The sequence below is a fragment of the Elusimicrobiota bacterium genome (genome assembly GCA_041660925.1).
GTDB lineage: Bacteria > Elusimicrobiota > Elusimicrobia > UBA1565 > UBA1565 > JBAZUV01.
Genome location: JBAZVI010000013.1, coordinates 1 through 26,348, shown reverse-complemented (window position 1 = coordinate 26,348; position 26,348 = coordinate 1). Strand labels below are relative to the sequence as shown.

Below are 26,348 nucleotides of genomic sequence, written 5' to 3'. Positions count from 1 at the left end.
GACCCGTCGGAGCCCGGCATTTCAAGATGTGCGGAATAGTCGGCATCTCCGGCGACCGTGACGCCGTCCGCAACGCCGTCCTGGCCCTCTACGCGCTCCAGCATCGAGGCCAGGAGGCGGCCGGCGTCGTCGCCGACGACGGGACCCGCCTGCAGGCCCGCCACGGCCTCGGCCTCGTCGCCGACGCGCTCGGCCCGGCGGCTCTCGAGGGCCTGAGCGGCACCTGCGCCGTCGGCCACGTCCGCTACGCGACCGCCGGCGAGCGCAGCCTGCGCAACGCGCAGCCCCTCCTCTTCGACCACCACCGCGGCCCGCTGGCCATCGCCCACAACGGCACCCTCACCAACGCCATGGGCCTGCGCCGCGAGCTCGGCAAACGCGGAGCCATCTTCCGCACCGACACCGACAGCGAAGTCGTCGTCCACCTCATCGCGCGCGAGCGCGGAGACCTCGAGCGCGCCGCGGTCCGGGCCCTGCGCCAGGTCCAGGGCGCCTACTCCCTGCTCCTGCTCGCGCCGGGCAAGCTCATCGCCGTGCGCGACCCGCGCGGCTTCCGCCCCCTCGTGCTCGGGCGCCTGGGCCGCGCCTACGTCGTCGCCTCCGAGACCACGGCCCTGCGCCAGCTCGAGGCGAAGATCGTGCGCGAGGTCGAGCCGGGCGAGATGCTGGTCCTCGAGGGCAAGCGCCTGCGCTCGAGCTTCCCCTTCCCGGAGCCCCCGCACCGCTCCTGCTGCGTCTTCGAACAGGTCTACTTCGCCCGCCCCGACTCCCGCGTCTTCAACCTCAGCGTCCAGAGCACGCGCCGCGCCTTCGGCCGCGAGCTGGCCAAGGAGATGTTCGGCGTCGAGGCGGACATCGTCGTCCCGGTCCCGGACTCGGGCGTCCCTTCCGCCATCGGCTTCGCCGAGGAGTCGGGGATCCCCTTCGAGCTCGGATTCACGCGCAGCCACTATATCGGGCGGACCTTCATCCAGCCCTCGCAGAGCCAGCGCAACACCTCGGTGAGTCTGAAGCTCATCCCCGTGCGCGAGGTGCTCGGAGGCCGCCGCGTCGTCCTCGTCGACGACTCGATCGTGCGCGGGACCACCTCGCGCATCATCTGCCGGATGCTCCGCGAGGCCGGCGTGCGGAAGATCCACATGGCCCTCTCCTCGCCGCCGGTGGTCTCCCCCTGCTTCTACGGCATCGACACGCCGCGCCGCCGTGAGCTCATCGCCTCGCGCCGCGGCTCCGACTCCATCCGCCGCTTCCTCGGCGTGGACTCGCTCCACTACCTCAGTCTCGAGGGCCTGCGCAGCGTCGTCCACCGGGACCAGGGGCTCGGCGCCCGCGATTTCTGCACCTCCTGCTTCACCGGCCGCTACCCGACCCCCATCCCCGACTTCCGCGAGGCGCTGAAATGAACGTGCTGATCCTGGGCGCCGGCGGCCGGGAGCATGCGATCGCCTGGGCGCTGAGGAAGAGCCCCCGCCTGACGCGGCTCTACGCGGCGCCCGGCTCCCCCGGGATGGCGCCGCTGGCCGAGCAGACCGGCATCGACGCGCTCGACCTCCCCCGCATCGTCTCCTTCTGCCGCGAGCGCGCCGTCGGGCTCGTCGTCATCGGGCCCGAGGCCCCGCTCGCCGCCGGCGCGGCCGACGCGCTCGCCGCCGAGGGCGTGCGCGTCTTCGGACCGACCCGGGCCGCGGCCCAGCTCGAGTCCTCGAAGTCCTTCGCCAAGTTCTTCATGAAGCGCCACGGCATACCCACCGCCCGCTTCGCCGTCTGCACCGGGCATGAGGAGGCGCTCGCTTCCCTTCCTTCCTTCGGCCCGCGCGTCGTCGTGAAGGCCGACGGTCTCGCCGCCGGCAAGGGCGTGAGCGTCTGCCGCGAGCCGGGCGAGGCCGAACGCGCGCTGCGCGAGGCCATGCTCGACAAGACCTACGGGGCGGCCGGCGCGACGGTCGTCCTCGAGGAGCTCCTGGAGGGCCGCGAGGTCACGCTCATGGCCGTCTGCGACGGGGAGCGCTTCGCCCTGCTCCCCTCGAGCCAGGACCACAAGCGCCTGCGCGAAGGCGACGCGGGGCCGAACACCGGCGGCATGGGCGCCATCGCCCCCGCTCCCGCCGCGACCCCCGAGCTCATCGAGCGCGTCCGCCGCGAGGTCTTCGAGAAGGTCCTCTCGGGGCTCAAAGCCGACGGTACCGTCTTCCGCGGAGTCCTCTACGCCGGTCTCATGCTCACCCGCGAGGGCCCGAAGGTCCTCGAGTTCAACACCCGCTTCGGCGACCCCGAGACGCAGGCGGTCCTCCCCCTGCTCGAGGACGACCTCCTCGACCTTCTGGAGGCGGCCGCCGACGGCCGCCTGGGCGCGGCGCCCCTGCGCCAGCGGCCCGGCGCCTGCGTCTGCGTCGTGCTCGCGGCGCAGGGCTATCCGGAAGCGCCCGTCGCCGGCGCGGCCGTCACCGGGCCGATCGCTCCTCCCGCCGAGGAGGCGGAGCTCCTGGTCTTCCACGCGGGGACGGTCCGCGAGGGCCCCCTCTGGAGGGTGAAGGGCGGCCGGGTCCTCGGCGTCACCGCCCTCGGCCCCGACCTCGACGCCGCGCGCGAACGCGCCTACGCCGCCGTCGACCGCATCCGCTTCGCCGGGATGCAGTTCCGCCGGGACATCGGGGCGTCCTCCACCGAATGCGCCTGCTGATCTCCGGCGGCCGCGTCGTCGACCCCGCCCAGAACCTCGACGCTCCCGCCGACGTCCTCCTCGAAGGCCCGAAGGTCGCGGCCGTCGGCCGCGGTCTCGCGGAGCGCCCCGGCCTGCGCGGCGTCCCGCGGCTCAACGCCGCCGGGTGCTGGGTCCTCCCCGGCCTCATCGACCTCCACGTCCACCTGCGCGAGCCCGGTCGAGAGGAGGACGAGACCTTCGCGACCGGCGGCCGCGCGGCCGCCGCGGGAGGGGTGACGACCCTCGTCGCGATGGCGAACACCTCCCCGACCCCGGACAGCCCCGCGCGCCTGCGGGCCCTTCGCGCGCGGGCCCGGCGCGACTCCCCCGTGGAGGTCCTCTTCGCCGCCCCCGTGACCCGCGGCCTCGGAGGCCGCGTCCTCGTCGATTTCGAGGCTCTCGCGGCCGCCGGCGCCGCGGCCTTCAGCGACGACGGCCGCCCCGTCGGGGACTCCGCGCTCCTGCGCGGCGCGCTCGAGGCCCTGCGGGAGACCGGCCGGCCCCTGCTCGACCATGCCGAGGACCCCGGCCTCGCCGGCGGGGGCGCCTTCCATGAGGGCGCGGCCCGCCGACTCGGCGTGCCCGGCATACCGCACGCGGCCGAGACGCTCCCCTCCCTGCGCGACCTCCTGCTCGCCGAGCTCTGCGGAGGCCGCCTGCACCTCTGCCACGTCAGCTGCGCGGCCGTCGTCGCGCTCGTGCGCGAGGCCCGACGCCGCGGCGCCGCCGTCACCGCCGAAGCCGCCCCGCACCACCTGCTCCTCGACGAGGACGACGTCCCGCGCTCCGCGGCGCGCGCGCCCTTCTTCAAGATGAACCCTCCGCTGCGGACCGCCGCCGACCGCGCGGCGCTGCTCGCGGGGCTCGCGGACGGGACGATCGGCGCCGTCGCGACCGACCACGCGCCCCACGCGGCGGCGAAGAAGGCCCTCGGAGCGCGCCGCGCCCCGTGCGGGGTCATCGGTCTGGAGACGCTCGCACCCGCGGCGCTCGAGCTCGTGCGGCGCGGGACGCTCGACCGCCGCCGCCTCGCCGAGCGCCTCGCGCTCGGCCCGGCCAGGATCCTCGGCCTCCGGACGAAGGGACGGCTCACGCGCGGCGCCGACGCCGACGTCTGCGTCCTCGACCCGAACGACCCCTTCACCCTCGGCCCGGAGTTCCGTTCGAAGAGCGGGAACTCCCCCTTCATCGGCCGCCGCTTCCCGGGGCGCGTGCGCGCGACCGTCTCGGGCGGACGCGTCGTCTTCCTCCGCGCCCGGAGCGCCCGATGAACCTCTACGAGCGCTGGCTGCGTCCCTGCTTCTTCCGCCTCGAGCCGGAGACCGCCCACGAGCTCTCCCTCGACCTCCTGCGCCTCGGCAGCCTGCCGCCCTTCCCCGCGCTCCTCGAGCGCTTCTTCCGTCTCGAGCACCCGGCGCTGGAGACGACGGTGGCGGGGCTGCGCTTCCCCAACCCGGTCGGCCTCGCGGCCGGCTACGACAAGGACGCGGTCGGGGGCCCCGCGCTGGCCGCGCTCGGCTTCGGCTTCCTGGAGTTCGGCACCTTGACCGCGCGCCCCCAGCCCGGGAACCCCCGCCCGCGCCTCTTCCGCTTCCCGGAACGCGAGGCCGTGGTCAACCGCATGGGCTTCAACAACGAGGGCGCCGAGGCCGCCGCCGCCCGCCTGGCCCGCTTCCGCGCCCGACCCGAAGGCCGCCGCGTCCCCGTCGGAGCGAACATCGGCATCAACAAGGACGTCCCGGCCGAGCGCGCCCACGAGGAGTACGCGCGCGCCTTCTCCCTGCTCGCGCCCCACGCCGACTATTTCACCTTGAACGTCTCCTCGCCGAACACCGAGGGCCTGCGCCGCCTGCAGGAGCGCCTGCGCCTGGAGCGCATCCTCACCGCTCTGAAGTCCGTCAACCCGCAGGGCAAGCCCGTGTTCGTGAAGCTCGCTCCCGACCTCGAGCCCGGCGAGCTCGAGGAACTCCTCCCCCTCCTCGTCGGGGAGTCCGCGGGCGTCGTCTGCACCAACACGACGCTCTCCCGCGAAGGCCTTCCCGAGGGCCTCGCTTCGACGCGCGGAGGCCTGAGCGGCGCCCCGCTGCGCGAGCGCGCGACCGCGATGATCCGCGAGGTCCGACGACGCACCGGCGGCCGCCTCCCGATCATCGGCAGCGGGGGCATCCTCGAGCCCGAGGACGCGTGGCAGAAGCTCCGCGCGGGAGCCTCCCTCGTCCAGGTCTACACCGGTCTCGTCTTCCGCGGTCCGGACCTGGCGCGCGAGATCAAGCGCGGTCTGCTGCGCCTCATGCGCGAGCAGGGTCTCGAGCGCGTCCGCGACGCCGTCGGCCGTTCCCATCCCATGGCGGAGACACCCCGATGACGAACACGCATCCCCCCACCGAACTCATCGTCGCCCTCGACCTCGACAGCGTTTCCGCCGCGGAGCAGCTCATCGACAAGCTCCACGGCAAGGTCCGCTACTACAAGGTCGGCCTGCGCATGTTCCTCGCGCACGGCCGGCGCGTCATCGACCTCGTGCGCAAGCGCGACGGCGAGGTCTTCCTCGACCTCAAGCTCCACGACATCCCGCAGACCGTCGCCCACGCGGTCCAGGAGGCGCAGGCGTTCGGGGTCTTCTCGCTGAGCCTCCACATGCTCGGCGGCGCCGACATGCTCAAGGCCGCGGCCGAGACCCATCCGCGCCCCCGCCTCTGGGGCGTCACGGTGCTGACCAGCATGAACGACGCCGACGTGAAGGCCCTGCACCCCAACGCGGCGGTGCACCCGCTCGCCCGCCGCCTCGCCGAGCACGGCCGCCGCCACGTCGACGGCATCATCTGCTCCGGCCACGAGGTCGCCGCCCTGCGCGAGGACCTCGGCGCGGAGACGACCTTCATCACGCCGGGCATCCGCCTGCCGGGCGGGGACGCGCACGACCAGAAGCGCCACATCACCCCGGCCGAAGCCTCCGCGCTCGGCATCCGCTACATCGTGGTCGGACGCCCCATCGCGCTCGCCGAGGATCCCTCGCGCACGGCGCAGACCATCCTCGAGCAGCTCGCGGTGCGCGCATGAGCCTCCTTCCTCTCTTCCGGCGCAGCGGCGCCCTGCTCGAGGGGCACTTCCGGCTCTCCTCCGGCCTGCACGCGGAGCGCTACTTCCAGTGCGCGCTCGTCCTCTCCGACCCGCGCGCCGCCGCGCGCCTGGGCCGGGCCCTCGCCGCCGAGGTCCGCCTCGCCGGGTGGAAGCCCGACCTCGTCGTCTCCCCGGCGCTCGGCGGGGTGGTCATCGGGCACGAGGCCGCCCGCGCGCTCGGGACCCGCGCCTACTTCACGGAGCGCGGCCCGGACGGCCTCCTCGCGCTGCGCCGCGGCTTCAGGCTCGAGCGCGGCGAACGCGTCCTCGTCGTCGAGGACGTCGTCACCACCGGAAAGTCCACCTCCGAGGTGGCCGCGCTCGTGCGCGCGCACGGCGCCCGCCCCGTCGGGGCGGCCGCCATCGTCCTGCGCGGGGAGCGCGCCCCGCGCCTCGGGATGCCCCTGCGCGCGCTCGCGCATCTCCCCGCCGCCGGCTGGGCCCCCGCGACCTGCCCGCTCTGCGCGCGCGGACTCCCTCTCGTCAAGCCGGGCAGCCGCCCGGAATCCCCCTCCCAGGAGAAGAAAGCATGCCGACGCTGACCTACAAGAAGGCGGGAGTCGACATCGACCTCGCCGACAAGCTCGTCGACTTCATCGCCTCGAAGGCCCCTTCCGTGGGCGGCTACTCGGGCCTCGTCCCTCTCAAGCTCGACGGCGGCGGAGACTATCTGCTCGCGGCGACGACCGACGGGGTCGGCACGAAGCTCAAGCTCGCATTCCAGTTCGACCGCCACGACACCGTCGGCATCGACCTCGTCGCGATGTGCGTCAACGACCTCGTCACCTGCGGCGCCAAGCCCCTGCTCTTCCTCGACTACTACGCGATGGGGAAGCTCGACCTCGCGCGCTCCAAGCGCATCCTCGAGGGGATCATGGAGGGCTGCCGCCAGGGCCGCCTTGCGCTGCTCGGCGGCGAGACCGCGGAGATGCCGGGCTTCTACCCGCACGGCGAGTACGACCTCGCCGGCTTCGCCGTCGGCATCGTGCGCCGCGACGAACTCATCGACGGCTCGAAGATCTACCCCGGCGACGTCCTGCTCGGCCTGCCCTCCACCGGCGTGCACTCCAACGGCTACTCGCTCGTGCGCAAGGTCTTCCACGGCCCCGCGCTGAACCGCTGGGCGAAGACCCTCCTGACGCCCACGAAGATCTACGTCGAGGACGTCGCGCGCCTCTCCGACGCGTTCCGCCTCGAGGGCCAGATCCTCCTCGGCCTCGCCCACATCACGGGCGGCGGCCTCCCGGAGAACCTCCCCCGCGTCCTCCCGCGCGGCTGCCGCGCGGTGGTGCGCAAGGGCTCCTGGAAGATCCCCCCCGTCTTCGAGGAGATCCGCCGCCGCGGGAACGTGCCCCGCAAGGACATGTGGCGCACCTTCAACATGGGCATCGGCATGGTGATCGTCGTGCGCCCCAACGCCGTCGAGCTGGCCCGGCGCGTCCTGCCGCAGGCCCGCGTCATCGGCGAGATCGTGAGAGGGAAGCAAGGGGTAGATTTGCGTTAGCCGCGCGCTGTTCGCGCCGTTCAGTTTCCTCACTGTCCTCCCCCGCGGGGAGGGCAGGGTGGGGGAGAGTCGATAATATGCTCAACATCGCCGTCTTCGCCTCCGGTGAGGGCACGGACCTCCAGGCGCTCATCGACGCCTGCCGCGGCCGCCGCATCCGCGGGAAGATCGTGCTGGTCGTCTCGAGCCGCCCCGCCGCCGGGGCCCTGCGCCGCGCGCGCGAGGCGGGCCTCGAGACCCTCGCCGTCCCTCCCGGGGACTCCCCCGACCTCGAGGCCTACAGCGCGCGCCTCGCCGCGGAGTGTCGCCGCCGCGGCGTGGACCTCGTCTGCCTCGCGGGCTTCCTCCTCAAGCTCGAGGCCCCGATGCTCGAGGCCTTCCCCGACCGCATCCTGAACATCCACCCGGCGCTGCTGCCGGCGTTCGGGGGCAAGGGGCTCTACGGCCGGCGCGTCCACGAGGCCGTCCTCGCCTCCGGCGCCCGCGTCTCCGGCTGCACCGTGCACCTCATCGACGCGGTCTACGACCACGGCCCCATCGTCCTGCAGGCGCCGGTGCCCGTCCTCCCGGAGGACGACGCGGGCAGCCTCGCCGCGCGCGTGCTGCAGGCCGAACACATCCTCTATCCCGAAGCCGTCCGACTCTTCGCCGACGAGCGCGTGCGCGTGCGCGAGGGCCGCGTCGAAGTCCTCCCCTGCGACCGCGAGGACCCGCGCAGGGTGCGCCGGGCCCTGATCACCGTCTCCGAGAAGGCCGGCGTCGTCGAGTTCGCCAGGGGGCTCGAGGCGCTCGGCGTGGAGATCGTCTCCACCTCGGGCACCGCGAAGCTCCTGCGCGAGGCCGGCGTCGAGGTCCGCGCGCTCGAGACCCTCACCGGCTTCCCTGAGATCCTCGGCGGACGGGTGAAGACGCTGCACCCCCGCGTCCACGGCGGGATCCTCATGCGCCGCGCCGACGCGGAGCACCGACGGGAGGCCGCCGCGCACGGCATCGAGCCCATCGACCTCGTCGCGGTGAACCTCTACCCCTTCGCGAAGGCCGCCGGCTCCGCCCCGGCCTTCGGGGCCGAACAGGTCGAGAACATCGACATCGGCGGGGTCACCCTCATCCGCGCGGCCGCCAAGAACCACGAGGATGTCGCCGTCGTGGTCTCCCCCGCCGACTACGCGGGGCTCCTCGCCGAGCTCGAGCGCGGCTCCGGACGCCTCTCGGAGGACACGCGCCGCCGCCTGGCCTCGGCCGCCTTCGAGCACACGGCCGCCTACGACGCCATGATCGCGCGCGCCTGGTCGGCGGTCCCCGTCCCCGCGGGGCTTCCCGCCGCGGCTTCTTCCACGCCCTCGGCAAGCCCCCGGCGGACGCCGGAGGCGTCCGCTCCCTTCCCGCAGAGGCTCGAGGCCTCCTTCGACAAGCTTTTCGAGCTGCGCTACGGGGAGAACCCCCACCAGAAGGCCGCGCTCTACGCCCGAGCCGGGAAAGCGCCGAGCTTCGAGCAGCTGCACGGCAAGGAGCTCTCCTTCAACAACCTCCTCGACGCCTTCGGCACCTGGGAGGCCGTGAGCGAGCACGAGGAGCCCGCGGTCGTCGTCTTCAAGCACGTCACCCCCTCCGGGGTCGCCGTGGCCGGGACCCTCGCCGAGGCGCTCGAGAAGGCCTGGGCCTGCGACCCGCTCAGCGCCTTCGGCGGCGTCCTCGCCTTCAACCGGCCCGTCGACGCCGCGGTCGCGGCGGCGCTCTCCAAGCGCTTCGTCGAGGTCCTCTCCGCCCCCTCCTTCGAACCCGAAGCCCTCGAGCTCCTGAAGAAGAAGCCGAACCTGCGCCTCGTGCGCATGGACGCCCCTCCCGCCCGCGAGCTCCAGCTGCGCTCGCTGGGCCGCGAGACGCTGGTCTACGAACCCGACCGCCTGCTCCTCAAGGACGAGCCGCGCCTCGTCACCAAGCGCGCGCCGACGCCCGAGGAGGAGCGCGCCCTGCGCTTCGCCTGGGCCGCCTGCAAGTACGTGAAGTCCAACGCCATCGTCCTCGCCGCCGCCGACCGCACGGTCGGCATCGGCGCCGGGCAGATGTCGCGCGTCGACTCCGTGCGCATCGCGGGAGAGAAGTACGCGAAGTACCGGGAGACGAACCCCGCGGCCTCCCCGCTCGTGCTCGCCGGCGACGCCTTCTTCCCCTTCCGCGACGGCCTCGACGAAGCCGCCCGGCTCGGAGTGAGCGCCGTCATCCACCCCGGCGGCTCGGTGCGCGACGCCGAGGTCACGGCCGCCGCCGACGAGCACGGCATCGCCATGCTGCTCACGGGCGTGCGCCACTTCCGCCACTGATCCCGGTGCCTGCCATATAACGTTTAACGCCCGACGGAGAACTCATGAGAAGCGCCCTCATACTCCTGGCCATGATGTCCATCGCGTACTGCCCGGCACATGCGAAGAAGAAGCCGTCGAAGCCCAAGGCGCCTGCCCGCCTGAGCGGGAAGCTCGTCCCCCTGCGCGGGCACCTGCTGGTGGCCCGCAAGGAATCGACCTTCATGCCCTGCGACGACAAGCGCCGCTACCCGCTCGCCGACCGCAGCGAAGGGGACCTGCGCGCCGCGCTCGACGCCATCGAGGCCGTGCCCGGCCGCAGCGTCTACGCCGAGTTCCTCGGCCGGCTCGACTCCCGCAAGCGCCGGGCCGAGCTGCTCGAGCTGCGGCGGATCTATCGCGAAGGCCCCGCCTGCGGCGAAAAGAAGGCCGCCTTCCGCCTCAAGGCGATGGGCAACGAGCCGTTCTGGAGCGTGGAGGTCTCCGATGCCGGGATCCTCTACGCCCCCATGAGCGGGCCGGAGCTCCGCTTCCCGGCGGCGCCGGCCGTCGAGAAGGACGGAACGACGAGCTACTCCGCGACCGCCGTCTCCCCCTCGATCCACCGCCTGTCCCTCGAGCTGCGCAAAGGCCGCTGCCAGGACACCATGTCCGGCGCCTACTTCCACATGAGCGCGACCCTGCGCCTCGACGACCGCGAATCCTCGGGCTGCGCCTATGCGCCGCTGCGCGCGGCCCCGGCGCACGCCGAGCCCTGACCCCGATGACCGAGCGGACGCGCTGTCCCTGGACCTACGCGTCCTCCCCGTTCTACCTCGCCTATCACGACGAGGAATGGGGAGTCCCGGTCCTCGACGACCGCCGGCAGTTCGAGTTCCTAACGCTGGAGACCGCGCAAGCCGGTCTCAGTTGGGCGACCATACTGAACAAGCGCGAGGGCTACCGCCGGGCCTTCGCCTCCTTCGACCCCGTCCGCGTGGCGCGCTTCGACGCCGCCAAGGCCGCCGCGCTCCTGCGCGACCCGGGCATCGTCCGCAACCGCCTCAAGGTCCTCGCCGCGGTGAACAACGCGCGGCGCTTCCTCGAGGTCCAGCGGGAGTTCGGGACCTTCTCGTCCTATCTCTGGTCCTTCGTCGGCGGGAAGCCCAGGGTCAACCGCTGGACGCGGCTGGGCCAGATGCCCGCGACCTCGAAGGAGTCCGACGCGCTGAGCGCCGACATGAAGAGGCGCGGCTTCAAGTTCGTCGGCAGCATCGTCCTCTACGCGCACATGCAGGCCACCGGACTGGTCAACGACCACCTGGTTTCCTGCTTCCGACACGGGGAATGCGTGAAAGCGTTCCCGAACAGACCCATATAACCGTTTTCCTTACTGTTTAGGTCTTAATTAGGCCTTGAATTGCGGCGTCCTCGAGCCCATACTCTGCCTGAGGGCCCGATGCATACCCCTGCCCTTCTCCTTGCCGTCGTCGTCCTGTCCGCGCAGGTCCTTGCGGCTCCGCCGCAGCCCAAGGGCGCCGCAACCGATCCCATAGCCACCGCCCGCGCGCATTTCCTCAGCCACGAGGTCGGGACTCCGACGGTCGACGCCGTCGTCCCTCTCCCGGCCGCCGGCGATCCCCAAGGGGCCGGCCTCAAGATCCTGCTCGAGTCCGCGCGCGAGATCCAGCTCGGCTGCGCCGCGCCCTGCGCCGACGCGGACGCGCTCGTCTATCGCGGCAAGGTCGAGATGATCGCGGCGAACCTCGGCCTCGACGAGAGCGGCGTCGCGCAGGCCCTCGGCCGCTACCTGCCCAAGGGCAAGCCGCGCCTGCGCGGAGCGGACGGCGCGAAGGGCGCCCAGCCGATGGGCGACAAGATGGTCGAGGCGCAGGTCCTCGAGAAACTCCTCTCCGACGGGAGCCTCGGAGCCTCCCGCGAGGGGCTCAACCGCCGCGCCCTGGCCCTGGCCGACGCGCTCGGCCGCGGCCGCCTCATCGACGTCCCCGACGCCGGCGGCGTCGCCGCGGCGGGAGGCGTCTACGGCGGCATCATGACCGCGGAGCAGATCCGCCGGCTCAACGCCCTGCCCCGCACGCAGGCCCGCATCCTCCAGAACCTGGCGAGCAAGGCGCCGCCCCCGCCTTCGAGCGAGGGCTACCGGGACTTCGAGAACAAGAACGGCCTCATCGCCCGCTCGCGCGCTTACTGGGACGCGATCGCCGAGGACCCGAAGACCGGCGACCTCAAGCGCGCCGGGATCGCGACGATGGTCAGTCTCTTCGAGGTCTTCAACCTCCGCGGCTTCGAGAACAGCTGCTTCCGCCTCGCGAACAGCGCCTCCGACCCCGCCGCCTCCCGCAAGCAGGTCCTGAAGGACAGCGGTTCGGCCGTCGGCAACGGCCTGCTCGCCGCGATGGGCTTTCTCCCCGTCTCCGTCTGGTCCAAGCTCTCGCAGGTGACCGGCCTCTCGCGCGCCGGCGAGTGGATCACGACGGGCGTGCGCTCGCTCCTCGGCAAGCCGGGGACGGCGACCGCGGCGGCGAACGCCGAGCGCATCGCCGCCCTGCAGAACAAGGTCGCCGCCGGCAAGGCGCTCGCCCGCGACGAGGCCGTCTGGCTGGCCGAAGCCACCAAGGGCAAGGCGGGGGTCGTCTTCCACACCACCGACGCGGTGCAGGACATCATGAAGAGCGGCCGGGTAGCCGCGACCACGGAGCGCTTCGCCTACGGCGCCACCCGCCACATCGAGGGCGCGCAGGCGCTCCAGGGAGCGGTGGCCGGAGGAGCAGCGGCGCAGCGCCTCGCCAACGCGCGCCTGGCGATCAGCCGCATCGGCCGCCAGCTCCGCGCCGGCGTGAAGCCCAAGGACGGTCTCGTCGTCTTCCAGGGGGACGCGGCGAAGCTCTTTCAGCCGCACGAGGTGCGCGGGATCTACAGCGGGATCAAGCGCGTGGCGGGACAGCAGGTCACCAACGGACAGGGCGACATCATCATCACCCGGGCGGTCTTCAACCCCGAGACGAACACCCTCACGATCACGGGCGCGCGCATGGTCGATGCGGGCGAGCGCGCCTTCCTGTTCCAATCGAAGGCCTTCGCCTACTCCCGCATGTGGGGCCGCCGCGTGTTCCTCGACGGCGGGCTCACGGCGGCCACGGCCTTCGTCGCCGCGCCGGCTCAGGCCCGGGAACAGCTCTTCGAGTACGCGCTCGGCCCCATCCCCGAAAACCGCTGACGCGGCGCGCCTTCAGCGCGTCGCCCCCAGACGCCGCAGCGCGACCCGCGCGCTGAAGCGGACGTCCTCGTCGCGGTCGAGCAGGGCCCGCCGGACCTCCGCGACGACCTCCGCCGGAAGTCCGCCGATGCCGCCCAGCGCCAGCACCGCGCTGGACCGGACGCCGGCGTCGGGGTCGCCGAGCGCGGCCCGCAGCGCGGGCACGGCGGAGGCCGCCGCGGCCCCGCGCCGGCCGAGCTCGTCGGCCGCGAGCGCGCGGCTGAGCGGCACCTTCGACGAGAGCAGGCCGATCAGCGCCGGGACCGGGTCGTAGTGCTCCCGACCTCTCCCCGCGCCGCGCTCGAGCGCGGCGGCCGGAGCCGCCGCCGAGGTCCGTTCGGGGGGTCGAGGTGCCTGGGGAAGCGCCGCTCCCCTCCCTTTCGCCGGGAGCGTGGAGGCGGACGGAAGGACCCATGCGGCCTCGAGTCGCGGGGGCCGACCGGAGAGCTCGTCATAGCGCAGGAGCTGTCGCATGAGCGCCGGGAGTTCCCGTTCGGACATCGGCGTCTCGGTCCGTTCCGTCCAGGGCTTCTCGAGCAGCCTCCGGACCGCGTAGAGATCAGGGATCCCGGCCGGGAGGGTCCCCGTTTCCCGATAGGTCTGCAGGCGCCGCGAGAGGACCGTCATCTCGAGGATGAGCGGGGCCTCCCGCTTCGCCTCGTCCAAGATGTCTTTCGCGCGGGATTCCGCCTCCTCCGCCTCCTTGCTCCCGGGCGGGTAGCGGCTCAGGACGGCGTCGACATGAAGGACCTCGAGGCTCTCGCGCATGAGCTTCCGGTCCATCTCCCTGAAGCGGCGTTCCAGATCGTCCAGGCGGCGCTCCAGGTCCCGGGCCTGGGCTCGGATGTCCGGCGGAGGCGCGATGCGGACGGGAGCGGCGAGCGCGGCGCCGCAGAAGAAGACGCAGAGGGCCGCGGCCCGGACGAGAGGATCCGCTTGCGTCACCGCTTCTCGACCTTGGAGATGCGGGCGTCGACCTCGAGGGTGGCGAGGTCGGCGGAGCGCACGACGACGCCCACCTCGTCGAGGAGGCGGAAGGCGCGGGCGTCCTCGTCGCGCAGGATGATCGTCGCGGGGATCTCGCGCAGTTGGATGACCGCCTCGGCGTTCTTCCCCTGCTTGAGCATCTTCACGTAGCCGGTGAGCGGGCGATTCCGGTTCTCCGGCTTGGCGAGCATGTAGACCGACATGAACTCGTCCATCTCATGGTCCATGCGGCGCGAGGCCTGCTCGCGGCCGTTGAGGTGGAGCAGATACTCCTCGAAGTCCTCGAAGCCCAGCGCCTTCATGTCGGCGAGGACCGCCTCGTGGACCGCCTTGGGGTCCGAGCCCTCGAGGTACGCCTCGAGCAGCGCGCGGTTGTACATGTCCGAGAAGCGGCGGATCGGCGTCGAGGGATGGTCGTACGCCTTCGCCTCGAGCGCGAGCCCCTCATGCCCCTTGGCGTCGTCGGCGGAGTAGAGCGCCGAGCTGCGGCTGCGCAGAGCCAGGAGCTGGGCGGTCTCACGGACCTCCTCGCGCAGGTCCGTGCGCTCGCGCAGCGCCGCGAGGTACTGCCAGAGGGTCTGGTTCGAGGGCCAAGGCACGCCGATCTCCGAGAGCTCCTCGCGCAGGCGCTCGTTGATCTTCTCGTCCTGGGCGGGGTGGATGCGGCTGATGTGCGGGACCCCGGCCTGCGCCGCGATGGCCTCCAGGCGCACGGCGATGGCGCGGTTCCCGTAGACCTTGAGCTCCTCGATGAGGCGGTGCGACTCCTCGACGAGCGGATCCTCCTCGACGATGAAGGTTCCCCAGCGCCCGTCGGCGCCCTTGCGGTGGACGGTCTGCTGAAAGTGGAGCTTGAGCTTCCCGCGCTCGCCGTCCGCGGCGTCGAGCTTCTTCGAGAGCTCGCGGGCGAGCTCCACCTGCTCGAGGTGCTCGATGCCGTGCCCGGCCGCAGCCCTTTTCCTCTCGGCCAGTGCCGCGGGGTCCAGGGGGGTCCCCGCGGCGCCCTTCTCTCCCTTCCAGAGCGCGCCGACCTGGTCGTAGGTGTAGCGTCCCTGGACGCGGACGAGTCCGAGGAAGACCTCGCTCTCGTCGAGGAGGAACTTCCCCTCGGGACTGAAGCGCATCTTCGAGACCATCGCGAGCGAATCCTTGCCGGCGAGGAGGCTCGAGACGAACTTCGAGACCACCGGATGGTTCATCGGGTATTCGGGGACCCCGTCCTTGTCCACCGCGTAGAAGGTGTTGCCGATGCGCGCGGCGGCGCGGAAGGCGGGGGTGCCGGGCCGCACGTACTGGGCGACGTCGGCGGTGGCGAGGTACCAGGTGTAGCTGCCGTCGGCCTCCTTGCGCACGAAATAGGCGTCGTCGAGGTCGCCGGCGCCGACGGGATCGATGGTGACGAAGGGGAGCTCCCGCAGGTCCTCGGAGCGGCCCTTCGACTCCTTCATCCGGCGGAAGTCGGCGGCCGGGTCCTGGGAGCGGCCGATCTCCTCGGCCTGGCGGACGACCGCCTCCTCGAAGTAGCCGCGCGCGCCGTGGCGCAGCGCGATCTCGCGGGCGGCGATCTCGGGCGTGAGCTCCGTGCCGAGAGCCATGAGCGGGACGGCCTCATAGCCCCCGCGCACGGGCCGCACGAAGACCTGGAGGATCTCGCCCTCCCTGGGCGCCGCGCCCGCGATGGAGAGGGGCGCGTAGAGCGCCTTGGCCGTGTCGCCCGCGAAGAGCGGGAAGAGGCGCAGGGCGCCGTCGGGAGCGCGCGCGGCCCGCCCGATGACGACGTCCGCGGCGTAGCCGCCGACGGGCGTGAGGCCGCGGATGCCCTGCTCGTCGTAGGAGACCTCGACGAGGGTGTCGGTGACGAGGCCCTGGGTGTAGCGGGCGGGGACCTTCACAGGGCGCATGACCGGCATCCCCTCCTCGTTGAAGCTCTCGAGCATCACGTAGGAGCGGCCGTTGCGGCGAAGGAGCATCGTGTGCGTGCGGCTGTAGCGGCCCTCGGTCGCGAGGTTTTCGTAGGCGCGCGCCGCTCCCGCGGCCTCGAGCCCCGCGGGCAGGACCTTGGCGCCCTGCGCATAGAGGTAGGCGTCGCCGCGCGCGGCCGGGGCGGGCCCGTTCTGCGTGAAGCGCTCCAGCATCTCGAGCGTCAGGGCGCCCGGCGCCGCGCCGTCCGGCGCCGCCTTCGCCGGCTCGCCGGCGGTGGGGTAGGCGATGGCCGCGAGCAGGACGCCCGTCGCCTTCTTGAAGAACTCGACGGCGGCCGCGGAGAAGGAGTCGTGATCGCGCCCTTCGAGCGAGAAGCCGACGTTGTAGACGCCTTTCTCGTCGGTGCGCTCCAAAACCTCCGGGCGGCCGAGGCCGAGCCGGCGCGCGAGCCGCCCGGCCGCGCGCTCCACGGCCTCGCGGGCGCCAGGGCCGGCGTGGGGCTTGATCTGAAGCTGAGCGTCCGCGACCTTGAGCGCTCCTTCGGCCGGGGCCGGCTCGACGACGGCCCCGGGCTCTTCGGCGCGCAGCGCGGCGCTCAGGAGCTGCGAGGACCTCTCGAGGTCGGCGGAGGCGGGAAGCTGGAGGGCGATGGTGTAGACGTTCTTCCCCTCGAGACGCTGAAGCGAGACGCGGTGCTTCTCGACCTCGAGACCTTCCTCTTTAAGGTCGCGCAGGACCGCGGCGACGAGGTGCTGGGTCTTGAGCAGGCGCAGCGCGGAGGTCATGCGCAGGGCGAGCGTCTTCGGCGCGGCCGTCTCGAGCACGGGGACCGCCCGCTCCTCGGGGCGGACGTAGGGGGCCGGGGCCGGCTTCTCCCAGCGCAGGGCCGCGAGGGCGATCGGACGCCCGACGAACTTCGCCTCGCGGTAGAGCCGCGCGGACTGTGCGAGCCGGTTCCACGAACCCTCGCTCATGAGCTCGACGAAGCTGTCGGGGCGCATGAAGGCGTTGTGGACGGTCCACGCCTTCTTCGCCTTCTTGAAGCCGCGCGAGCGTCCGTCCTCGTCGAAGGCGGCGGCGTAGACCCGCTCCATGAACTTGTCGAAGCTCCCGACCTCGAGCACCGTGCGGCCCTTGTCGGCGTCCGAGACCCGGCCCGACTGCATGACCATCTGCTCGACGCCGACGCCGCTGGGCCCGCCGCGCCACGGCTTGTAGGAGCCGATGGCGTCGGTGAAGAGGCGCTTGGCCAGGCGGATGTCGCGCAGGACCTTCGCGGCCGCGGCCTCGCCTCCCAGGCGCCGCACGCCGGCGAGCTGGGCCGCGAAGTAGACGGGGTAGTCGTTGGCGTACTCGGGGCGGCGGGTGAAGGTGACGTCGGCGTCGATGAGCAGGCCCGTCGGGCCGGCGACGTGGACCGGGAACATGTAGACGCCGACGGCCCGGCTGCCGTCGGCGGGGTCGTAGAGCGGCACCGGGTTGTCGACGGAGACCCTCGTCGCGACGCCGGGGAAGAAGCCGGCGGTCTCGCGGCTCACGCTCGCGGCGAGCGCGGCCTTGAGCGCGGGGAGGTTCTTCTCGACGGCCTCGGCCGCCTGCTCCGGCGTCCAGGATTCGGGGAGGCGCGCCATCAGGTCGTAGTCGGGGTTGCTCTCGCTGTGCGTCAGGCGGGCCGAGGAGCCGCGCGAGCGCACCTGGAGGACGGCCCCCTGGAAGACGGTCCCGGCGGCGACGGCCACGGCCTTCTCGAGCGCGGCGCTCGTGCGGCTCACGCGGTGCAGCTGCCGCTCGTTGAAATCGACGCCCTCGATCTCGCCCTGGAGGATCTCCGCGCCGTCGGAAGAGCTCCCGGCCTTGCCCGACTCCCAGCCGGAGAGGCTCTCCTCGAGCAGGGAGGCGAAGTCCTCCTTCTCCCCCTCGTCCTCGTCGGTGAGCTTGCGGAACTGCGCGCCGGCCGCCGCCTTGCCGCCGTCGGCGCCGGGCTCGGAGAGCGTCTTCCCCGCCTCCGCCACGCCGGCCGCGATGGCCCGGACCTTCCGGCCGAACGCCGTGCCCGCCGCGGCCTCGATCGCGGCGGACGCGGCGTTCACGCCCGTCCCGAGCGGAGTCGAGGGAGCGGCGGCGGAGATCTTGCCGATGCCCGCGACTTTCGCGCTCGTCGCCGCCGCGGGCGCGGGGAGCGAGAGAGCGGGGGCGGCTTTCGCGGCCGCCGAAGGCGAGACGAGCTTCGGCAGCGGCGCCGGCGCGGGAAGGGCGAGCCCCGCGCCGAGGGCCTGGGAAGGCAGGGAGATCGCCTGCGGGAGCCCGGCGCCCTGCGGGACGACGGCGGGGGCGGAAGGCGCCGCCTCGACGGCGATGCTGCGGACCTGCGCACGGAGCGCCGGGGCGAGCAGGCCCAGCGAGAGGACGAGAGCGAGCATCCGTTTCCCCGTGCGCATGACGATAGTATAGGGGCGCCCCCCCTCCCCCCACAGGGCCGGATGGGGCCCAGGCCGGAGGCCGTCCGCACCCCCGTTCCCTGGGCCCTTCGGCCCCTCCCCCCTCCCCCATGCCGCGGCCTCTCCACCGGGGGCCGTCCCCGTCGCCGCCCGCGCGCGACGCGCGGGCGCGCGCATGGCTTCGCGCGCGCGTACGGAGCCCGCCGCCGCGTCCTTTCGACAACCTGGGTCCGCGGACCGGGGCCGCTGCTCCGTTTTGCGGAGGCGCTCGAAATTTTCTACAATGCCGTTGCCGAGGAATGAGAACACCCGCTTGGTTGGCCCTTGAGGACGGTACCGTCTTCAGGGGCTTTTCATGCGGCGCCCGCGGGGAGACCGCCGGCGAGCTCGTGTTCAATACCTCGATGACGGGCTACCAGGAAGTCCTCACCGACCCCTCCTACAAGGGCCAGCTCGTCGCGATGACGTACCCCCAGATCGGCAACTACGGCGTCGCGCACGAGGACGACGAGTCCGGCCGCCCGGAACTCGAGGGCTTCGTCGTGCGCGAGCTCTGCCGCGCGCCCTCGAACTGGCGCAGCGTCGAGCCCCTGGACCTCTTCCTCAGGCGCCACGGCATCACCGCCATCGAGGGCGTCGACACCCGCGCGCTGACCCTGCGCCTGCGCGCGAAGGGCGCGCTGCGCGCGGTGCTCTCCACGGAGAGTCCCGAGGGCCTCGTGCGCCGTGCCCGCGCGCATCCCCTTCTCGGGGGCCGCGACCTCGCCCGGACCGTGACCTGCGCCGAGCCCTACGACTGGGACGAGCCGCTCCCCTCCGGCCCCAACGGCCTCGAGGCGCTCCCCAAGACGTCGGGCCGGCGGCCGCTCGTCGCCGTCCTCGACTTCGGCGTCAAGCGCGGCATCCTGCGCTGCCTCGTCTCCTGCGGCTGCCGGGTGCGCGTCTTCCCCGCCGCGACCCCGGCGAAGGACATCCTCGCGCTCGAGCCCGACGGCGTCCTGCTCTCCAACGGCCCCGGCGACCCCGAGCCGCTGGACTACGCGGTCGCGACCGTCCGCGCCCTGCTGGCCGCCCGCGTCCCGCTCTTCGGCATCTGCCTCGGGCACCAGCTCCTCGGGCTCGCGCTCGGCGGCAGGACCTTCAAGCTCAAGTTCGGACATCACGGCGCCAACCATCCGGTCCAGGACCTCGCCACCGGCCGCGTCGAGGTCACGACGCAGAACCACGGCTTCTGCGTGGACCTCGCTTCCCTGCCCAAGGCGGTGCGCACGACGCACGTGAATCTCAACGACCGCACCTCCGAGGGCCTCGCCCACGCCGAGCTGCCCGCCTTCTCCGTCCAGTATCACCCCGAAGCTTCGGCGGGGCCGCACGACTCGCGCTACCTCTTCCTCCGCTTCAAGGAGCTCATGGCCGCACGCAACCCCTCCCGCGGGAAAGTACATGCCTAGAAGGGACGACCTCAAAAAGATCCTCGTCATCGGCTCGGGCCCCATCGTCATCGGGCAGGCCTGCGAATTCGACTACTCGGGCACGCAGGCCATCAAGACCCTGCGCGCCGAGGGCTACGAGGTCGTGCTCGTCAACTCGAACCCGGCCACCATCATGACGGACCCGGACCTCGCGGAGCGCACCTACGTCGAGCCCCTCACCGTCGACGTCCTCGAGCAGATCCTCGAGCGCGAGCGCCCGCAGGCCGTGCTGCCCACCATCGGCGGGCAGACCGCGCTCAACCTCGCGGTGGCCCTCGCCGAGCGCGGCACGCTCGAACGACTCGGCGTCGAGCTGCTCGGCGCGCGCCTCGAGGTCATCCGCCGCGCCGAGGACCGCGAGCTCTTCAAGCGCTGCATGCTCGACATCGGCCTCGACGTGCCGAAGAGCGTCGTCGTCACCGACCTCGAGGAAGCCCGCCGCGCCGGCAAGGAGCTCGGCTTTCCCGTCATCGTGCGGCCCTCCTTCACCCTCGGCGGCACCGGAGGCGGCATCGCCCACCACCCCGAGGAGCTCCTCGCCCGCACGGCCGCGGCCTTCGACGCGAGCCCCGTCAAGAAGGTCCTCCTCGAGGAGTCCGTGCTCGGCTGGAAAGAGTACGAGCTCGAGGTCATGCGCGACCGCAAGGACAACTTCGTCGTCGTCTGCTCCATCGAGAACGTCGACCCGATGGGCGTCCACACCGGAGACTCCGTCACCGTCGCGCCCGCGCAGACCCTGAGCGACCGGGAGTATCAGGCGATGCGCGATGAGGCGCGCCGCGCGGTCTCCGCCGTCGGCGTGGAGACCGGCGGCTGCAACGTGCAGTTCGGCGTGGACCCGCGCTCCGGCCGCCGCGTCGTCATCGAGATCAACCCGCGCGTCTCGCGCTCCTCGGCCCTCGCCTCCAAGGCGACCGGCTTCCCCATCGCGAAGATCGCCACGAAGCTCGCCGTCGGCTACACCCTCGACGAGATCCCCAACGACATCACCCGCAAGACCCCGGCCTGCTTCGAGCCCGCCATCGACTACGTCGTCGTCAAGGTCCCGCGCTTCGCCTTCGAGAAGTTCTACGCCGGCGACGACGGCGTGCGGCTCGACACCGCGATGAAGTCGGTCGGCGAGGTCATGGCCATCGGGCGCACCTTCAAGGAGTCCCTGCAGAAGGCCCTGCGCTCGCTCGAGCAGAACCGCGCGGGCCTCGAGGCGCCCATCCTCGGCGAACCGCTCTCCGTCGCGGAGAGCGAGCGCCTGCGCCGGAAGGTCGCCACCCCCTGCGCCGACCGGCTCTTCTGGATCAAGGCGGCGCTCGAGCGCGGTCTCTCCGTCCAGGAAGCCGCCGACCGTTCGGGCATGGATCCCTGGTTCCTGCACCAGGTCCGCGAGCTCGTCGACTTCGAGTCGCGCCTTCGCCGCGGGGGCCCCGCGGGACCCCGCGGCACGGGCCGAAAGGAAGACGACCGCGGCCCGCGCAAGGAGAAGCTCGGCCCGGAGCTCCTGCGGGAGGCGAAGGCCCTCGGCTACTCCGACCGCGCGCTCGCGCGCCTGCTCGGGAAGACCGAAGCCTCCGTGCGCGCGCTGCGCGTGCGTCTGGGCGTGCGCCCCGGCTTCCGGCTCGTCGACACCTGCGCCGCCGAGTTCGAAGCCGCCACCCCCTACTTCTACTCGAGCTACGACGGCCCGGGAGAGGTGCGTCCCTCGCGCCGGAAGAACAAGGTCGTCATCCTCGGCTCCGGCCCCAACCGCATCGGGCAGGGCATCGAGTTCGACTACAGCTGCGTGCACGCCTCGCAGGCCCTGCGCGAGGCCGGCTTCGAGACGGTGATGGTCAACTGCAACCCCGAGACGGTCTCGACCGACTACGACGTCTCGGACCGGCTCTACTTCGAGCCCCTCACCCTCGAGGACGTCCTCGAGGTCCTCGATCTCGAGAAGCCGCTGGGGACCGTCGTGCAGTTCGGCGGCCAGACCCCGCTCAACCTCACGCTCCCGCTCGCCCGCGCCGGCGTCCCCATCCTCGGCACCTCGCCCTCCTCCATCGACGCCGCCGAGGACCGCGAACGCTTCGGCGCCCTGCTGCGCCGCCTGAAGATCCCCTCGCCCGAGCACGGCATCGCGAAGACGGCCGCGCAGGCGCTGGCCGTCGCGCGCCGCGTCGGCTATCCCGCCATGGTGCGCCCGAGCTACGTGCTCGGCGGCCGCGCGATGGAGGTCGTCCCCGACGAGGAGGCCCTGCGGAGCTACCTCGCCCGCCAGTCGGGCGCCCGCCACCCCTCCCTGCTCGTCGACCGCTTCCTCAGCGACGCCGCCGAGGCCGACGTGGACGCCGTCTGCGACGGCCGCGAGGTCTTCATCGGCGGGGTCATGGAGCACATCGAGGAGGCCGGCATCCACTCCGGCGACTCCGCCTGCACCCTGCCGCCCCACTCGCTGACGCCCGCCCAGGTCGAGCGCATCCTCGACTACACGCGCCGCCTCGCGCTCGGCCTGCGCGTGAAGGGCCTGCTCAACGTCCAGTACGCGGTGAAGGACGACGTCGTCTACATCCTCGAGGCGAACCCGCGCGCCTCGCGCACCGTCCCCTTCGTGAGCAAGGCCACCGGGATCCCGCTCGCCAAGCTCGCCGCCCTCGTCATGGTGGGACGCGAGCTCAAGACGCTCCTGCCCGCCGCCCTGCGCGGGGGCGGCGTGCCCCAGCTCCCCTATGTGGCGACCAAGGAGGTCCTCCTCCCCTTCAACCGCTTCCCGGGAGTGGACCCCACGCTCGGCCCGGAGATGAAATCCACCGGCGAGGTCATGGGCATCGACGCGGACTTCGCGCGCTCCTTCGCCAAAAGCCAGGCCGCCGCCGGCACGCCCCTGCCCGTCTCGGGCTCCGTCTTCCTCAGCGTCCGCGACGAGGACAAGGCCGCGCTCCTCCCCGTGGCGACCGCTCTCCAGGGGCTCGGCTTCGCCCTGCACGCGACCCGCAGCACGCAGGCGCACCTCGCGCGCCACGGCGTCAGCGCGAAACTCGTGCATAAGATCGGCGAAGGCAAGCCCGACCCGGTGGACCTGCTCAAGCAGGGCGGGGTCTCGCTCGTCATCAACACCCCTTCCGGCGCCCAGGCGCGCAGCGACGGCTACCAGATCCGCCGAACCTCCCTCGAGCTCGGCGTCACCTGCCTGACCAACGTCAACGACTGCCGCGCCGCCGTCCACGGCATCACCCTCGTGCGCGGCTCCCGGCTCGGCGTGAAATCCCTGCAGGAACACCACGCCGGGCTCCCCTACCCCCTCCCCCGGCTGTAGGCCTTTAGACCCAGACGCCGCTGGGTCTCCCAGGCCATGAACGACTCCCGCGCCCGCGTTACTATATAGACAGGATGAAGCTCGCCCTCTTCGCCGTCCTCCTCCCGTTCTTCGCGCTCCCCGCGCGCGCCGGGACCGCCGCCGCCGCCGCCGAGGAAGAGGGGGGACGCGTCGAATACCTCGAGGACAAGACCCAGGAGCTCAAGGACGCGGTCGCCAACCCCACTCTCGACAGCCAGGATGTCCACGCGCTGGCCGCCCGCCTCTTCGAGACCGTGCCCAACGAGCGCACGACCCGGATGCCGACCTTCGTCCCGCGCGGCTGGCAGAAGCCCGTGCGCGAGACCGAGGCCAACGTCGAATCGCTCATGGGCACCGTCCAGCGGGGGCTCGAGGTCGCCGACGTCCCGCCGCCCAAGGAGCTCATCGACGCCTATCTCTACGGCCGGGAGATGAAGCACAAGGACCTCATGGCCTACGACGAGGAAGGGGACAAGCTCAAGGGCGGCGTCATCGGCGCCTACATCTACGACCACGCCTCGGCGGTCGCGATCCTCTTCAACCGCACCTTCCGGGCCCTTCAGCGCTGGCTCGGCGACGAGCTCGCCGGCGCCACCGCCGTGCACGAGGGCGCGCACGCCCGCGACCACCAGCACGGCCTCCTCAACCCCATCGAGGTCAAGAAAGGCGAGAAGCTCGCCTTCCAGACCGAGTACCTGTGGCTGAAGATGGCCGACCCCTCGGGCGAGAAGCTCTGCTGGTCGCGCGTGACGATCGGGAAGTTCAGCGGCGGAAAGTCCGACGCGCCCGGCTTCGTCGCCGACTACCTCGAGCACCTCGCGAAGATCCGCGAGTTCGGCGACAAGGGCGACTTCGACGGCCTCGTCGACGCCCTCGGCTACCAGGACCGAAAATCCTCGCCTTACGCTCCCGGCTGAGCGCTCTCCTTCGACCTTCCCTTCGTTTGGTTCTTAAGAACGGCGGCGCGCGCCCGCAAGGGCGAGCCACGCCGCCCAGAGCCAGAGCAGCGTCACGGCGGTCTGCAGCGGGGCCAGCGTCCGGACGAGCGTCCAGAGCGCGAGCGGGGGCTCGAGGGGAAGCGCGAGAGGACTCGGCTCCCGGCGAGCGCGCGCGATGACGCGCGTCGCTCCGAAGCCCTCCTTCTTCAGAAGCGCGAGCAGGGACCGTTCGAGAGCATCGGCCCCCAGGAGCCCATGTCCGTTCAGGCGCGCGGCGTTCCAGGCCGGCGCCGCGCGGGAGAAGCCGTGATCGTCGCTCGCGGCGAAGACCGGGAGGTTCCGCCGCCGCGAGAGCTCGAGGACCGCCGCGCGGTCGGACGCGGAGAAGGCGAGGCCCTTGGGCGTTCCGTTGAGGAGCTCGAAGCCGCCCGCGCCCTGGTCGACGCGCCGCTCGCGCTCCTCCCAACGACGACGCCGGTACTCGGGCAGGCTCATGACGCAGAGCGCCCCGTACTTCGGGCCGCAATCCTTGAGGAGCCGGGCGAGGCCGGCCTGCCCGTCCTCATAATCCTTCTGCCTCGGCTCCGTCCTCGGCCCGAGCACGACGACGTGCGCGTCGTCGAGGCTCAGTTCCACGCCGTAGAGCGAGCGCAGGCCCGCGCCGGAGAGCGCCTTCGCCTCCGCCGAGCCCTCGGCCCGGTTGTGGTCGGTGAGGAAGGAGGCCGAATAGCCCGCCGCCCGATGCCACTCCATGTTCTCCTTCGGCCCGAAGGAGCGCCGTCCGTCCCAGGAGCGGGCACTGTGCGAGTGCATGTCGAAGAGGAGGACCTCGGGGTCGGCCGCGCGCAGACGCGCCATCGGCCGGGGGGCGAGCGTCGCCCAGGCGAGGAAGGCCGCGACGAGGATGAGCCAGAGCGCGTAGAGGCCCGCTTCGCGCGCGAGCGAGACCGGCCGGCCGCGCTCCCGCAAAACCCATCGCAGGGGCCACCAGCCGAGCAGCAGCCAGGCCAGCCAGGCGAGATGCTGAGGCAGCGCGTTCAAGGTCAGGAGGTCCGCGAGAGCGGAGAAAGGGGCGAAGAGCTGATAGCCGAGCGGGAAGACGAGCGCGAAGTCCACGGCCGCCTTCCCCGTCGCGAAGTCCGTGAGCGGCGGCAGCGGCAGGAGCCGGCCCAGAAGGACGAAGGCCGACAGCGCGGCGGGAACGGCCCAGGCGGGGAGCTTCCGGCCGGAGGTCTCCGTCGTCATGCCCCCATTCTACGATTTTCTATTCCCCTCCCCTCACGCCGTCCTCCTCGAAGAGGGAGGGGAGGCAGTTGCGAAAGCCCCTCCCATGCGTTAAACTCGGGGAGATGCCGGAGAAAGCCCCCTCGTCTTCGCCCCTCGCGGTCCTGCTGGTCCTCTTCATGCTCCTGACGGCCGGAGCCTCCGTCGCCATCCTCATGAATCTGCGCAAACCCGCCGTGCCGTCCCCCCGTCCCGTCTCCGCCCCCGTGACCTCCCCGGACGAACGACCCTCGGTCTTCGAAGCCGCACAGGACGACCGGGCGCTGGCCCGTGAACTCCAGAAGCGCGCCGGAGGGACGGGCGAGGCCGCTCCGACCTCCCTCATCCTCATCCCCGACCCGCAGGCCGCACCGACCGCACCGGCGACGGCGGCGCAAGCCCCCGCAGCGCGTCCGACACCCCCTCCGGCGGCCGCGCCGGCGCTCCCGGCCGGCGCCAAGCCGCTGGACCCCGCGGAAGCGGACCTCCTCGCGCGCAACTTCGGCGGCTGGGACGAGACGCGCGCCCAGCGCACGGGCTCGGAGAGCTCCCTGCTCGTGAAGGGCCTCCAGCGCCTGCTTCATTACCCGCGCGTCATCCGCGCCGTGCTCGACAACGACCTCGTCGTGCGCGGCTTCATGAACGGCAAGGCCGCCAAGAAGTTCTGCGGCGACTCCAAGGCCCTGGCCGACCACCTCTCCGACACGAAGAACCCCGTCGGCGTGAAGCTCTTCATGGCGGGCTTCCGAGACGCCTTCTCCTCCCCTCCCGCCCTCCAGGCGGTGCTGGGCAGCAAGCTCACCCAGACGGTGCTCAGCGACTGCGCCGCGATCGAGCCCATGATCCGCGACCAGGGACTCGTGACGCAGATCGCGCTGAACAACCCGCAGGCGCTCATGATGCTCGGGAACCCCGTGCTGGTCCAGGCCATGGCGGACAATCCCGCCGTCCTCAACGTCGTGTCCGGCTTCCAGACCACCGCCTCCGCCTCCCCCCTTCCCAAGCCCCGCTAGGAGTCCGTCCGAGTAATAGCATGTTCTCCGGTCGCGCGCTATTGGAGCGAGACAAGGAGCGAGGAGCGCGCATAGCTGCGGCTATGTAAGCGACGAGCGACGCCGTCGCAGCCCGATAGCGCG

Annotated in this window: 18 protein-coding genes; 15 read left to right on the top strand and 3 right to left on the bottom strand. The window is 72.3% G+C overall.

The genetic code is table 11. The features are described 5' to 3' along the window. Positions 1-26 precede the first annotated feature (26 nt). The 11 genes from purF (at position 27) to WC969_14435 (ending at position 12,842) form a co-directional block, all read left to right on the top strand. Complete coding sequence (purF, locus tag WC969_14485) at positions 27-1,403, top strand: amidophosphoribosyltransferase (GenBank protein ID MFA6031061.1); 1,377 nt, start codon at positions 27-29, stop codon at positions 1,401-1,403. Beyond that, the gene (purD, locus tag WC969_14480; GenBank protein ID MFA6031060.1) at positions 1,400-2,680 is read left to right on the top strand and encodes a phosphoribosylamine--glycine ligase; all 1,281 of its coding nucleotides are present in this window, start codon (positions 1,400-1,402) and stop codon (positions 2,678-2,680) included. The genes purF and purD overlap by 4 nt, the downstream gene beginning before the upstream one ends. Then, positions 2,668-3,972, top strand: a complete 1,305-nt coding sequence (locus WC969_14475) for a dihydroorotase (protein ID MFA6031059.1) — start codon at positions 2,668-2,670, stop codon at positions 3,970-3,972. Before purD ends, WC969_14475 begins: the two co-directional genes overlap by 13 nt. After that, on the top strand, positions 3,969-5,066 hold the full coding sequence (locus tag WC969_14470) for a quinone-dependent dihydroorotate dehydrogenase (GenBank protein MFA6031058.1): 1,098 nt from the start codon (positions 3,969-3,971) through the stop codon (positions 5,064-5,066). The genes WC969_14475 and WC969_14470 overlap by 4 nt, the downstream gene beginning before the upstream one ends. Further along, a complete protein-coding gene (gene pyrF, locus WC969_14465) occupies positions 5,063-5,761 on the top strand; it encodes an orotidine-5'-phosphate decarboxylase (protein ID MFA6031057.1) in 699 nt (232 codons plus the stop codon). Before WC969_14470 ends, pyrF begins: the two co-directional genes overlap by 4 nt. Continuing rightward, positions 5,758-6,363, top strand: coding sequence for an orotate phosphoribosyltransferase (pyrE, locus tag WC969_14460; GenBank protein MFA6031056.1), 606 nt, complete (start codon positions 5,758-5,760; stop codon positions 6,361-6,363). The genes pyrF and pyrE overlap by 4 nt, the downstream gene beginning before the upstream one ends. Next, on the top strand, positions 6,360-7,325 hold the full coding sequence (gene purM / locus WC969_14455; GenBank protein MFA6031055.1) for a phosphoribosylformylglycinamidine cyclo-ligase: 966 nt from the start codon (positions 6,360-6,362) through the stop codon (positions 7,323-7,325). Before pyrE ends, purM begins: the two co-directional genes overlap by 4 nt. Positions 7,326-7,402: 77 nt before the next feature. Further along, positions 7,403-9,646 carry a bifunctional phosphoribosylaminoimidazolecarboxamide formyltransferase/IMP cyclohydrolase gene (gene purH / locus WC969_14450; protein MFA6031054.1) on the top strand — a complete coding sequence of 748 codons (2,244 nt, stop codon included), beginning with the start codon at positions 7,403-7,405 and terminating at the stop codon, positions 9,644-9,646. A gap of 44 nt (positions 9,647-9,690) precedes the next feature. Beyond that, positions 9,691-10,383, top strand: a complete 693-nt coding sequence (locus WC969_14445; GenBank protein ID MFA6031053.1) for a hypothetical protein — start codon at positions 9,691-9,693, stop codon at positions 10,381-10,383. A 5-nt stretch (positions 10,384-10,388) separates the two neighbouring features. Then, positions 10,389-10,985, top strand: a complete 597-nt coding sequence (locus WC969_14440) for a DNA-3-methyladenine glycosylase I (GenBank protein MFA6031052.1) — start codon at positions 10,389-10,391, stop codon at positions 10,983-10,985. 78 nt (positions 10,986-11,063) lie between these two features. After that, positions 11,064-12,842 (top strand): hypothetical protein, encoded by a 1,779-nt coding sequence (locus WC969_14435; protein MFA6031051.1) that lies wholly within the window; start codon positions 11,064-11,066, stop codon positions 12,840-12,842. Between the two features lie 12 nt (positions 12,843-12,854). On the opposite strand, the gene WC969_14430 is transcribed toward WC969_14435, so the two are convergent. Both WC969_14430 and WC969_14425 read right to left on the bottom strand, forming a co-directional pair. Then, entirely contained in the window at positions 12,855-13,826 is a 972-nt protein-coding gene (locus WC969_14430) for a HEAT repeat domain-containing protein (GenBank protein ID MFA6031050.1), read from the bottom strand. Continuing rightward, the gene (locus WC969_14425; protein MFA6031049.1) at positions 13,823-18,229 is read right to left on the bottom strand and encodes an RNB domain-containing ribonuclease; all 4,407 of its coding nucleotides are present in this window, start codon (positions 18,227-18,229) and stop codon (positions 13,823-13,825) included. The genes WC969_14430 and WC969_14425 overlap by 4 nt, the downstream gene beginning before the upstream one ends. Positions 18,230-18,528: 299 nt before the next feature. Between WC969_14425 and carA the strand changes: the two genes are divergently transcribed. From carA to WC969_14410, 3 genes are all read left to right on the top strand, one after another. Then, positions 18,529-19,680, top strand: a complete 1,152-nt coding sequence (gene carA, locus WC969_14420) for a glutamine-hydrolyzing carbamoyl-phosphate synthase small subunit (GenBank protein MFA6031048.1) — start codon at positions 18,529-18,531, stop codon at positions 19,678-19,680. Next, positions 19,673-22,990 (top strand): carbamoyl-phosphate synthase large subunit, encoded by a 3,318-nt coding sequence (gene carB, locus WC969_14415; GenBank protein MFA6031047.1) that lies wholly within the window; start codon positions 19,673-19,675, stop codon positions 22,988-22,990. The genes carA and carB overlap by 8 nt, the downstream gene beginning before the upstream one ends. A 74-nt stretch (positions 22,991-23,064) precedes the next feature. Then, positions 23,065-23,928 (top strand): hypothetical protein, encoded by an 864-nt coding sequence (locus WC969_14410; protein MFA6031046.1) that lies wholly within the window; start codon positions 23,065-23,067, stop codon positions 23,926-23,928. A 33-nt stretch (positions 23,929-23,961) separates the two neighbouring features. Here the strand turns inward: WC969_14410 and WC969_14405 are convergent, their stop codons facing one another. Beyond that, positions 23,962-25,194, bottom strand: a complete 1,233-nt coding sequence (locus tag WC969_14405) for a hypothetical protein (GenBank protein MFA6031045.1) — start codon at positions 25,192-25,194, stop codon at positions 23,962-23,964. A 104-nt stretch (positions 25,195-25,298) separates the two neighbouring features. On the opposite strand from WC969_14405, the gene WC969_14400 reads away from it, so the two are divergent. After that, a complete protein-coding gene (locus WC969_14400; protein MFA6031044.1) occupies positions 25,299-26,225 on the top strand; it encodes a hypothetical protein in 927 nt (308 codons plus the stop codon). The last annotated feature ends 123 nt before the right edge of the window (positions 26,226-26,348 follow it).